The organism is Hymenobacter psoromatis (assembly GCF_020012125.1).
In the GTDB taxonomy this organism is placed as follows: Bacteria; Bacteroidota; Bacteroidia; order Cytophagales; family Hymenobacteraceae; genus Hymenobacter; species Hymenobacter psoromatis.
Genome location: NZ_JAIFAG010000001.1, coordinates 2,916,653 through 2,927,964, shown reverse-complemented (window position 1 = coordinate 2,927,964; position 11,312 = coordinate 2,916,653). Strand labels below are relative to the sequence as shown.

Below are 11,312 nucleotides of genomic sequence, written 5' to 3'. Positions count from 1 at the left end.
CTCACCTCTTACTGATGAAATCGCTACCCGGCAAACGCCCACCGCCCGCCGCGCCATCGGCTCCCATTGGAGGCTGCCCTCGATGCTGGGCTGCGGGCTACTGCGCCCGCTATGACCCCCACAACGCGCAACAGCCCCCGCCCAACTGCCCGCTCCTGGCTGCCACGCCCCCGCCCAAGCGCCGGGGGTAGGGCGGGTAGGTTGGGGTGGGTCAGCACAGCTCGGCGCGCCCCCGCCCGGTAACTTCACGGCCCGAACCGGTTTACCGCCCATGCCCCACACGTTCCGCAACGCTGCCCGCCTGCTCTTAACAGTGCTCCTGGTTAATTGCTCACTGCTCCTTGCAAAAGCGCAGGCCCCCAAAACATACTCTTCCTCGGAAATTCTGCTGGGCCTGCAAAAGCTCGACGTGCTGGGCTCGGTCATGTACATCGCCGCCCACCCCGACGATGAGAATACCCGCCTGCTGGCCTACCTGGCCAACGGCCGCCACCTCGAAACCAGCTACCTCAGCCTCACCCGCGGCGATGGCGGCCAGGACCTCATCGGCCCCGAACTGCGCGAGGGCCTCGGCGTCATTCGCACCCAGGAGCTGCTGGCGGCGCGGCGCATTGACGGGGCCAAGCAGTTTTTCACCCGCGCCAACGACTTCGGCTTCAGCAAAACTTCGGCCGAAGCGCTCAGCATCTGGGACCACGAGCAGGTGCTGAGCGACGTGGTGTGGGTGATTCGGCAGCAGCGGCCCGACGTGCTCATCACCCGCTTCCCGCCCGATGCCCGCGCCGGCCACGGCCACCACCAGGCCAGCGCCATCCTGGCCGCCGAAGCCTTCGACGCCGCCGGCGACCCCAAGCGCTTCCCCGAGCAGCTGAAATACGTGCAGCCCTGGCAGCCCAAGCGCCTGTACTGGAATACCGGCAGCTTTTTCGTGAAGCCCGGCGAGGATATGAGCGGCTACCTGAAGCTCGACGCGGGCGGCTACAACCCGCTGCTGGGCCAGAGCTACGGCGAAATCGCGGCTCGCTCGCGCTCCAGCCACCGCTCGCAGGGCTTCGGCGCAGCCGCCCAGCGCGGCGAGGCCATCGAGTACTTCCAGTTCGTAAAAGGCACCCCCGCCAAAACGGATTTATTCGAGGGCATTGACCAGACCTGGGGCCGCGTGCCCGGCGGCGCGGCGGTCGGCAAGCTGGTGGGGGAAGTTATTAAGAAGTATGATGCAGGGAATCCAAGCGCGAGCGTGGCGGGACTTGGCTTTCTTAGCAAAGAATTAAGCAAGATGGTTAGCTCTGCTTTTAGTAATGGAGGCAGCGGAATTAAATCTGATACTTATTTCTGGGCTGATGAAAAGCGCTCTGAAGCAGTACAACTACTTCAGGCTGCTTCAGGAATCTACGTGGAGGCAGTTGCAGCTAGCCCTACGGTGACGGCTGGTCAAAAGGAAGATATTACATTAGAAATAGTTAACCGTTCAAGCAATTTATTGAAAATAAACAATATTTCTAGCTTCGGTTTAGTAGCAGTGGATACTGTTTCACAAACGCCTATTGTAGTCGAACCAGGTAAATCGCTTCGCCTATCCTTAAAAGGATTAGTAAGCCAGTTGAGAACGAGCGAACTGCGTCTTCCTGGAAGTACTCGAAATAATAAGCCCGTAGCTGGAAAAGATTATTCAACAATTGTTTCGCAGCCTTATTGGCTGCAAGTTCCAGGTAGTATTGGGATGTATGCTCTGGCCCCGTATTATTTAGCTGGCCGAACTACTTTATATCCTCCGCTTAGTGCATCTGATGGTTCCTCGCGGATGCCTGAACAGAATATTCTTAGTGAAAGCCGAAATTATATCGGCGCAGCGGAGAATGGACCACTAGCTTTTGTAACGCTTTTTACCTCTGGTGTTGAAGGTCTTAATATCACCGTCCCCGTCCAACACAAGCACACCGACCCGACCCTCGGCGAGCTGTACCAGCCGCTGGTGGTGGTGCCGCCGGTGCTGGTGAATATTCCCGCCGCCCGCGCCTACGTCTTTGCCGACCAGCAGCCCAAGGCCGTGCCCGTGACGCTGCGGGCGGGCGCGGCCGGCGTGAGCGGGTCGCTGGCCTTGCAGGTGCCCGCCGGCTGGCAGGCCGAGCCGGCGGCGGTGCCCTTCGATTTGAAAGACAAGGACGAGGAGCAGACCATCACCTTCACGCTGCGCCCGCTGTCCGGCGCGGCCGAGGGTAAAACGGAGCTGCGCGCCGTAGCCACCGTGGGCGGCGTGGCCTACAGCCGCGGCATCCACCAGATTGCCTACCCCCACATTCCGACCCAGACGCTGTTTCCCGAGGCCACCGCGCCGCTGGTGCGCCTGCGCGTGGCGCGCGGCCACACCAGCACCATCGGCTACCTGATGGGGGCCGGCGACGAGGTGCCCGAGGCCCTGCGCCAGCTCGGCTACCTCGTGACGCTGCTCGACCCCGCCACCGACCTCAGCGCCGACCGCCTGGCCCGCTACGATGCCGTGGTGCTGGGCGTGCGCGCCTACAACGTGCTCGACCAACTCAAAACCAAGCAGCCCGAGCTGCTGCGCTACGTCGAAAACGGCGGCACCCTGCTGGTGCAGTACGTGGTGAACGGCGGCACCGTCATCCCCCAAATCGGCCCATACCCCCTCACCCTCAGCCGCGACCGCGTGACGGTGGAGGGCACTGCGGTTACTTTTCTAAACCCCGCCGCGTCGGTCCTCAACGAGCCTAATAAGCTCACGCCCGCCGACTTCGAGCAGGGCTGGGTGCAGGAGCAGGGCCTCTACTACCCCTCGGCCTGGGATGCGCACTACCAGCCCGTCATCGCCAGCCACGACCCCGGCGAGCCAGACCGAAAAAGCGCCATCCTGGTTGCGCCCTACGGCAAAGGGCGGTACATCTACACCGGCTTGTCGCTGTTCCGGGAGCTGCCGGCGGGCGTGCCGGGCGCGTTTCGGATACTAGCTAATTTGGTGGAATCGAAGTAGGGTGCGGGGCTTGCCCCCGCCCGTCGTTGAACGAAACAGAAACGAATCGTTCGACGGCGGGCGGGGGCAAGCCCCGCACCCTACTTAAATCAGCGCCTAGCACTATTTTCTTTTTGCGATGCCCGTGCTCACAGTAGAAAAAATCGGCGGCACTTCCATGACCGCCTTCGCCGATGTCCTCCAGAACATCATCTTCCACCACCGCCAGGGCGAGGCATTATACAACCGCATATTCGTGGTGTCCGCCTACGCGGGCGTCACCAACTGGCTGCTGGAGAACAAAAAAACCGGCGCGCCCGGCGTGTACCACCACATCACGCAGCACCAGGATTTTGCCGCTGCCCTGCAAGAGGTGCTGGCCCAGCTCAAGGGCCTGAACCAGACCTACGCGCCGCTGGGCCTGGACCTGGCCGCCGCCGATGCCTTTATTGAAGGCCGCATCGGGCTGGCCCAAACCTACCTCGCCAGCCTCACCAACGTGCTGGCTTCGGGCTACGTCAACAGCACCAACATCTTGCAGGCGGCCCGCGAAATCCTGGCCAGCATCGGGGAGGCGCACTCGGCCTTCAACTCGGTCAATATCCTCCAAAACCGGGGGGTAGGGGCCACGCTCGTGGACCTGAGCGGCTTCGACGATGCGCGCGCGCTTACCATTGATGAGCGCATCCGGCAGGCGTTCGCGGGCATTGACTTCAGCCAAACCATCTGCATCGCCACCGGCTACTGCAAGGGTACGGAGGGCATTATGCGGGAATTCGACCGGGGCTATTCGGAGGTCACGTTCAGCAAGATAGCCGTGGCCGTGCGGCCGCAGGAGGCCATTATTCACAAAGAATACCACCTCTGCTCCGCCGACCCCAACCTGGTGGGCGTGGACCAGTGCCGGCCGGTGGGCTTCACCAACTACGACGTGGCCGACCAGCTCGCCGACGTGGGCATGGAGGCCATTCACCCCAAAGCCTCGAAGCCGCTCGAAATCAACGCCATCGACCTGCGCATCAAAAATACCTTCGAGCCCGACCATCCCGGCACCCTCATCACCCGCGACTACGTGGCCGCCCACAAGCACGTCGAAGTCATCACGGGCACCGATAAAGTGGTGATAATCGACATCTACGACCCGCTGATGGTGGGCACCGCCGGCTTCGATTTGCACCTGATGCAGGCGTTTTACGACCTCGACGTAAGCTATATTTTCAAGGCCACCAGCGCCAACAGTATCTCGCTGGTTATCTGGCAAAAAGACCTCAAGCCCGAACTGGTGCCCGCCCTGGAAGCGCGCTACGAGAAAGTAGCCGTAGAAAACGTGTCGATGGTCTGTCTCATCGGCTCCAACATCGACCAGCCCGGCCTGCTGGCCCGCGCTGCCGGCGCGCTGGCCGAAGCTGGCGTCAATATCCGCAGCGCCGGCTTCGCGCTGCGTAAGGTTAATATTCAATTTATTCTGGCCCGCGAGGATTATGAGTCGGCCATCGTTGCGTTGAATAAAGCGCTGGAGTAGCGCGAACTTTCCAATTCGTGCGCAAGCGTAGCGAGCAGGCGGGACCGAACGGCGCGAATGACCATACTCGCTTTGCTCGCGCACGAACTGGAAAGTTCGCGCTACTTTGCGGCGATGAAACAGCTCTTACTTGCCGCCTGCCTGCTTGCCCTGGATACCCCCGCCGCCCGCGCGCAGTCGCTGGTCCTACCCCCCGATACCCAGCGCGTGAGCGATACGCAGGGCCTGGCCCGCGTTTTCGCCGATACGCTCTACACCCGCGAGCACTACGATAAGCGCGAAATTCAGATACCGATGCGCGACGGGGTGAAGCTCTACACCGTGCTCTACGTGCCCAAGGATGCCGACCGCGTGCGCTACCCCATCCTACTCACCCGCACGCCCTACTCGGCGGGTCCCTACGGGCCGGGCCAGTACCGCCTGCGCGTAAACCCCGACGGTTTTTTGCTGCGCGAGGGCTATATTTTCGCCATTCAGGACGTGCGGGGGCGCTATTTATCGGAAGGTGCTTTTGAGGATATTCGGCCCGAGGACGGCCCGCACGCTGGCAAAAAAGCCGTGGACGAAAGCACCGACACCTACGATACCATTGAGTTTCTGACTAAAAAAGGCCCTAAGAACAACGGCCGCGTGGGGCAGTTGGGTATTTCTTACCCCGGCTTTTACACCACGGTGGGCCTGCTGAGCCGCCATCCCGCCCTGAAGGCTTCCAGCCCGCAAGCGCCGGTCATGAACTGGTTTTGGGACGATGACCACCACAACGGCGCGTTTTTCCTGACGAACGTGATGAGCTTCTGGGCCACCTTTGGCCAGCCCCGCCCTCAGCCGCAGGCCCACTACCCCGACGGCCCGCCCATGAAAACACCCGACGGCTACGCTTTTTACCAGAACCTGGGCCCGCTCAAAAACGTGAATGAGCGCTACTTCCACGGCCAGTATCAGCACTGGAGCGACTTGGTGGCCCACCCCAACTACGATGCCTTCTGGCAGGCCCGCGACCCGCGCCCGCACCTGCACGACCTGAAAGCGGCCGTGCTGGTAGTGGGTGGTTTCAACGATGCCGAGGACCTTTTTGGCACCCTGCACACCTACCAGGCCATCGAAGAGCAAAACCCCGGCCTCAGCAACCGCTTCGTGTGGGGGCCGTGGGTGCACGGCGGCTGGAGCAACACCAGCGGCGAGTACGTGGGCAACGTGGAGTACGGCCCCTCGCCGTCGCTTTGGTACCAGCAATACATCGAGGCACCCTTTTTTAAGTCGTATCTGAAAGATGCTAATCCTGGCGCAGCCCTCGCGGGCCTGCCCGAAGCTACTGTTTTTGAGGGGGGTAGCAACCGTTGGCGCGCCTTCGATGCCTGGCCACCCCGGCAGGCCCAGGCAAAGACGCTGTACTTCCGGCAGGCCGGCGGCCTCAGCTTCAGCCCGCCCACCAGCGGCGACAACGAACGCCGCATGGCCGGCATCAACTTCGAGTTTGACCAGTTCGTGAGCGACCCCGCTCATCCTGTGCCCTACACCGAGGCCATCGCCCCCGGCATGACCAAACAATATATGACTGACGACCAGCGCTTTGCCAGCCGTCGCCCCGACGTGCTCACCTACCAAACCGAGCCGCTGGCCGAAGCCCTGACATTGGCCGGACCCATCGAAGCGCGGCTGCAAGTAGCCACCACCGGCACCGATGCCGACTGGGTGGTGAAAATTATTGATGTTTACCCCGACGACACCCCCGACAATGCTCATACCGCCCCCGGTCAGCACCTGGCCGGCTATCAGCAGCTGGTGCGCTCAGAGGTGATGCGCGGCCGCTTCCGCGACAGCTTCACCACGCCCCAGCCCTTCGTGGCCAATGCGGTAACTGCCGTGCCCTTCACCGTGCAGGACCTGCTGCACACGTTCAAAAAAGGCCACCGCTTGATGGTGCAAATCCAAAGCACCTGGTTTCCGCTCGTGGACCTGAACCCCCAAACCTACGTGCCTAATATCTTCGAGGCCAGTGCCGGCGACTTTAAGGCCGAAACGCACCGGCTGTACCATAATCCCGCGCACGCTTCGCAGCTGATAGTGAAGGTGTTGCCGTAGTAAAACTGTCCGTCCTTGCGAGCGCAACGAAGTGAAGCGCGGCAATCTTTCCTAAGCGTTGAGATACTAACTCCAACGATTAGGAAAGATTGCCGCGCTTCACTTCGTTGCGCTCGCAAGGACGGACGCCTACTTCTTACCTCCCTTCTTGGCTTCAGCAATCAGCTCATCGTCCATTTTCACGTAATCGCCATTGGGTGGCAGCGCCTCCATAGCCAGTTTTTTCGACTTTTCGGCGGCGGCGATGGCTCCTTTATAATCTTTCATTTTCAGGCGGATTTTGGCTTCCGTATTCACGTTCCAGTACTTGGGCTGGGTAGCGTTGGCCTTCTCCATCCAGGCCAGGGCCTGCTTGGGGTCCTTGTTATTATCGTTGTAGTACACGGCGGCCCCGGCTAGGTCGTTGGCCGTAGGGTTCGGGTTTTTGACTACTTTCTCGTCAATCTGCGCCATCACCTTGCTGTCCACGTCGCTCAGAATCCGAAACTTAACGCCGGTATTTTCCCACTCCATCACCACGGAGGCGGTAGCGGGCGTCAGGTCGGCGAAGTTGATGGTGAAGGTCTCGACTTTGGCCGGCAGCTTGTAGGGCTTCAGGGTGAAGCGTAGCACGTCCTGGTCATCCTTGAAGCCGTCCACGTCGGCCCCTTGCTTGAGACTTTTGTTGAGTACCAAGGTCCATTCAGTAGCCTGCGGCACGGTATACATGCCGTACTCGCCAGCCGGAATCTTGTGGCCCTCAATGGTTACTTCGTCCGAAAACTTGATGCTCGTGGTAGCGTTAGCCCCTGTACGCCAGCGCTTACCGTTGGGTACTACCGAGTTGTCGGCCCCAAAAATAGTACGGCCCTTCACGCCGGGCCGCGAGTAGGTAATAGTCACGTCGGAGAGGCCCACGCGCTGCATCACCGTGCTTTTGGGGCTGGGCTGGGGCGTTATAATCTGGGCCTGGGCGACCGGCGCGGCCAGCAGCATAGCGGCGAGCACCACGGGAGCCCCGAGGTGCGTAGCAAAATTTTTCATAAAACGCGAAAAAATAGGGCGGCAACTGGTTGCCACCCCCAAAAGTAGCAAAGCCCGCCGGGTAGGGCGGGCTTTAGCTAGTTTTGTTTCGCGTGGGTGCTAGGTGCAGGCCGGTCCTAGGGCTTGGTTAGCGCGTGCACCTTGCTTATCACATCGGCGCTGAGCATAATGTACTCCCGGCTGGCCGGCATTCCTTTCAAAGCCAGTTGGTAAGACTTTTCGGCGGCCGCCTTGGCACCAGTGTAGTCTTTCATTTTCAGGCGAATACGCGACTCCGTATAGAGGTTCCAGTAAGTGGGGGACACAGCATTAAGGTCGAGTATCCAGGCCAGCGACTGGCTCAGGTCCTTGCGCGAGTCGTCGTAGAAAGAAGCGCCTTCTTCGGGAGTTGGCACCGCGCTTAAGTTCACGGGCTGCACCACGAGGATATCACTGATATCCGTCGTCGGCGCGCCAGCAAAGGTGATTTCGGTGTTCTGTTGTTTGTGGCTAGGTTCTGAGCTAGCTACGAAATGGTTATCCTGGGCCTGAGCCGTAGCAGCTGCCAGCAAGCAGCTGATAAAGGCATAAGTGGCGAAGCGGAGGAAGGTGAGAATTTTCATAGTGGTGAGCTTTTAATCTTTAACGATTCCAAACTACTACCGGAAAATTTTACTAGCTCACTTTAACCTTAAATAAGAAGAAAGTTTATAAATTATCCTTCATTAAAGCAAAAAATGGCGTTTTTTAGGACTTTTCTCTTCAACAAGATTGTATAAAAAAAAGAAACAATTGCGTCAACTATCTCTATTATACAAATCCAAACTTTCTTTTAAAAATACTATTAAAAGGGCAGTTTCTTAGCTGATAGTTTCGAAGCCACAGTAGCTATGCAGCGCTTGCGGCAGTCTGATGCCTTCGGGCGACTGATTATTTTCGAGTAGCGCGGCTACAATGCGGGGTAGGGCCAGGGCCGAGCCGTTAAGCGTGTGTAGCAGCTGCATCTTGCCACCCTCGGCCCGGTAGCGGCACTTGAGGCGATTAGCCTGAAAGGTCTCAAAATTGGACACCGACGAGACTTCCAGCCAGCGACCCTGGGCTGCACTCCACACTTCCAGGTCGTAGGTCAGGGCTGAGGTAAAACCCATATCCCCACCGCATAGGCGCAATACGCGGTAGGGAAGCTCCAGTTTCTGGAGCAGGCTCTCTACGTAACTTACCATTACTTCGTGGGCGGCGTAGGAGTTTTCGGGTTGCGTAATTTGTACTATCTCCACTTTGTCAAATTGGTGCAGGCGGTTCAGGCCGCGCACATCGGCTCCCCACGAGCCAGCCTCGCGCCGGAAGCAGGGCGTGTAACCGGTATTACGCACGGGCAGCTTATCGGCCGCGATAATCTCGTCGCGGTAGAGGTTAGTAATCGGCACCTCCGCGGTCGGGATGAGGTAGAGGTTATCGGCCGCGTCGTAGTACATCTGGCCCTCCTTATCAGGCAGATTACCAGTACCGTAGCCGCTGGCCTCGTTCACCAGGATAGGCGGCTGCACCTCGGTGTAGCCCGCGTCGCGCGCCTCGTCCAGAAAGAAATTAATCAGTGCCCGTTGCAAGCGCGCGCCCTGCCCCTTATACACTGGAAAGCCTGCGCCGGTAATCTTGATACCCAGCTCAAAATCAATGATATCGTACTGCTTAATCAAGTCCCAATGGGGTAGGGAGCCGACGGGCAGCGTGGGCTTGGTGCCGTGCTCGCGCACCACCTCATTATCCTGGGCCGAGCGGCCGGCAGGCACGCTCGCGTGCGGCACGTTGGGCAGCTTGTAGAGCAGCTGGGTTTGCTGCTGCTCGGTGGCCGTCAGCTCGTCGGCCTGGGTTTTAATTTGGGCTTTGAGGGCGGTGGTGTGGGTCTTAAGGTCGTCGGCCGCGGCGCGGTCGCCGCTTTTCAGCAGGCCCCCGATGCGGCGGGCCAGTTCATTGGCTTCGGCCTGAGCGGCGTCGTGCTGGGTCTGGATGGCGCGGCGGCGCTGGTCGAGGTCCAGGATAGCGCGCACATCCGCTTCGGCTGTCAGGAAATTGCGTTTGGCAAGGCCGGCCAGCACGCGGTCGGTTTGCTCTTTCAAAACTTGGATTTGCAGCATAGTGCGGCAAAGGTAGTTTTTTAAGAAAGAAGCGGGCCGGTAAATGGTAGGGCAGCGCGCAGCAAACCCCCGAAATAGCTACTCCCGAAAAAAGCACGTTCAAGCCCTACCCGTTTTTATTCCTCTAGTTCGACTTTCAGACCACCAAAATGCAACTCACATGGCCTTACTTGCTCTTGATGCTGTGCGCCTTGTGCAGCACCAATCCGGCCCCGGCTATGCCCATCCAAGTCCCTACCCCCACTGGCAAAGCGGAGCCCACCGCGGACCAGCCGGGGGCAACGGTTCTGCTCAATGCCGAAGAAATCAGTAATTTGCGTCGTAATAAAGACGCCTACGCCGCGTTCATCCGGGCGGGCACGGTGCAGCTGGCTTACGTGCCCCAACCCGTGGCGGTGCTGGCCCCCGACCCGCACTATACCGCCGATGGCGTCAACGAAAGTGGCAACACGGTTAAGCAACTAGCCACCGATGCCCAGGTGGCGTACCGGGCCGGGCTGTGCTAACTGCTCACCGCCGACCCGCGCTTTGCCGCCACCGCCCAGCGCATCCTGGATGCCTGGGCCGGGACGCTCCGGCAGGTGGCTACGCCGCAGGGCAAGGCCGACGTGAATTTTAATCTGCCCTATATGATTATGGCGGCCAGTTGGGTGCGGGGGGTAGGCGGCTGGCACAGCGCGCCATTTGACCAGTTTCTGCGCACCACGGTGCTGCCCGTATCGCAGGCCGCTAACCCGCGCAACCACGGCCTGTGGGGCGTGCTGCTGGATGCCAGCGCCGCCGCTTACCTGGGCGACGCCCCGCGGCTGCGCACGGCCCGTGAGCGTTGGCAAATCTTGATGCGCGGCGAAGTGGCCGCCGATAGCAGCCTACCGGAGGAAATGCAGCGCAGTGGCACCACCAACTGGCGCAGCGGCCCCGACAAAGGCTTCAAGGGCCTGGCCTACACGCACTACGCCCTGCTGCCAGCTAGCCTGGCCGCCAAAATTTTTGCCGACCAGCAGCAGCCCGTGTGGCGCACCCCCGGCGGGCAATTGCTGCAAGCCGCCTTCGACCGGGCGGCCGCCTGGACCCTGCACCCCGACACATTTCCGTACTTCGCCAGCAACGGCGGCCACCTGGAAGGTGTGCGCAATGCCGCTTATTTTGCTCTGCTGCTGCATTACTACCCCAATCAGGATGCCGAAGCCGTGTTGCGGCAGGGCGACGTAGGCATGAACGGCTTTCAGCTGCTGGAGCTGTTTGCGCCCGCGCCCGCGGGCAGCGGGGCTCCGGTACTCGCCCGCTGATTTTCCCGAACCCGTTGGCCGTTTGCGCGTAATGACTTAATATTGCAGCAGCAAGCCGGCCCGCGGGGCCGGCCGGGCTAGCCTACCGGGCCGGCCTGCTGCGTAGCCGGCTCAATCAGGTTGCTTTTGGTGGAGCTGCCGGCTATCCTTCTCACACCTCACTCATTCCTGTTTATTGCCCGCCGCGTTGTTGGTTGAGTGGCGCTTTTGCGCTTCGTGTCGTTGGTTTCTGGTCCGTGGGACCGGACTGGCGGGGCGCGGCCCGGCAACGGCCGCATCTGCCCGCCCACTGGCCTTGGCTGGGCTCCGTTTCG

8 protein-coding genes are annotated in these 11,312 nt (G+C 60.4%); 5 read left to right on the top strand and 3 right to left on the bottom strand.

What is annotated here, in order from left to right; translation table 11 throughout:
- Positions 1–271: 271 nt before the first annotated feature.
- The 3 genes from LC531_RS12745 (at position 272) to LC531_RS12735 (ending at position 6,572) form a co-directional block, all read left to right on the top strand.
- Positions 272–2,989, top strand: coding sequence for a PIG-L family deacetylase (locus LC531_RS12745; protein WP_223650742.1), 2,718 nt, complete (start codon positions 272–274; stop codon positions 2,987–2,989).
- A gap of 118 nt (positions 2,990–3,107) precedes the next feature.
- Entirely contained in the window at positions 3,108–4,490 is a 1,383-nt protein-coding gene (locus LC531_RS12740) for an aspartate kinase (RefSeq protein WP_223650740.1), read from the top strand.
- A 114-nt stretch (positions 4,491–4,604) separates the two neighbouring features.
- Positions 4,605–6,572: a CocE/NonD family hydrolase gene (locus LC531_RS12735; RefSeq protein ID WP_223650738.1), complete on the top strand. Its 1,968-nt coding sequence runs from the start codon at positions 4,605–4,607 to the stop codon at positions 6,570–6,572.
- A 129-nt stretch (positions 6,573–6,701) separates the two neighbouring features.
- On the opposite strand, the gene LC531_RS12730 is transcribed toward LC531_RS12735, so the two are convergent.
- The 3 genes from LC531_RS12730 to serS form a co-directional block, all read right to left on the bottom strand.
- Entirely contained in the window at positions 6,702–7,595 is an 894-nt protein-coding gene (locus LC531_RS12730; protein WP_223650736.1) for a DUF2911 domain-containing protein, read from the bottom strand.
- 116 nt (positions 7,596–7,711) lie between these two features.
- Positions 7,712–8,197, bottom strand: a complete 486-nt coding sequence (locus LC531_RS12725) for a hypothetical protein (protein ID WP_223650734.1) — start codon at positions 8,195–8,197, stop codon at positions 7,712–7,714.
- A gap of 237 nt (positions 8,198–8,434) precedes the next feature.
- Positions 8,435–9,709, bottom strand: coding sequence for a serine--tRNA ligase (serS, locus tag LC531_RS12720; protein ID WP_223650732.1), 1,275 nt, complete (start codon positions 9,707–9,709; stop codon positions 8,435–8,437).
- Positions 9,710–9,927: 218 nt separating this feature from the next.
- Here serS and LC531_RS12715 point away from each other — a divergent pair, with 218 nt between their 5' ends.
- Both LC531_RS12715 and LC531_RS12710 read left to right on the top strand, forming a co-directional pair.
- Entirely contained in the window at positions 9,928–10,215 is a 288-nt protein-coding gene (locus LC531_RS12715; RefSeq protein WP_223650730.1) for a hypothetical protein, read from the top strand.
- Positions 10,216–10,998: an alginate lyase family protein gene (locus LC531_RS12710; RefSeq protein WP_223653958.1), complete on the top strand. Its 783-nt coding sequence runs from the start codon at positions 10,216–10,218 to the stop codon at positions 10,996–10,998.
- The last annotated feature ends 314 nt before the right edge of the window (positions 10,999–11,312 follow it).

Coding starts and splice junctions, on each gene's coding strand:
- LC531_RS12735 (WP_223650738.1), top strand. CDS start 4,605: ATGAAACAGCTCTTACTTGCCGCCTGCCTGCTTGCCCTGGATACCCCC.
- LC531_RS12725 (WP_223650734.1), bottom strand. CDS start 8,197: ATGAAAATTCTCACCTTCCTCCGCTTCGCCACTTATGCCTTTATCAGC.
- LC531_RS12740 (WP_223650740.1), top strand. CDS start 3,108: ATGCCCGTGCTCACAGTAGAAAAAATCGGCGGCACTTCCATGACCGCC.
- LC531_RS12745 (WP_223650742.1), top strand. CDS start 272: ATGCCCCACACGTTCCGCAACGCTGCCCGCCTGCTCTTAACAGTGCTC.
- LC531_RS12715 (WP_223650730.1), top strand. CDS start 9,928: ATGCCCATCCAAGTCCCTACCCCCACTGGCAAAGCGGAGCCCACCGCG.
- serS (WP_223650732.1), bottom strand. CDS start 9,709: ATGCTGCAAATCCAAGTTTTGAAAGAGCAAACCGACCGCGTGCTGGCC.
- LC531_RS12730 (WP_223650736.1), bottom strand. CDS start 7,595: ATGAAAAATTTTGCTACGCACCTCGGGGCTCCCGTGGTGCTCGCCGCT.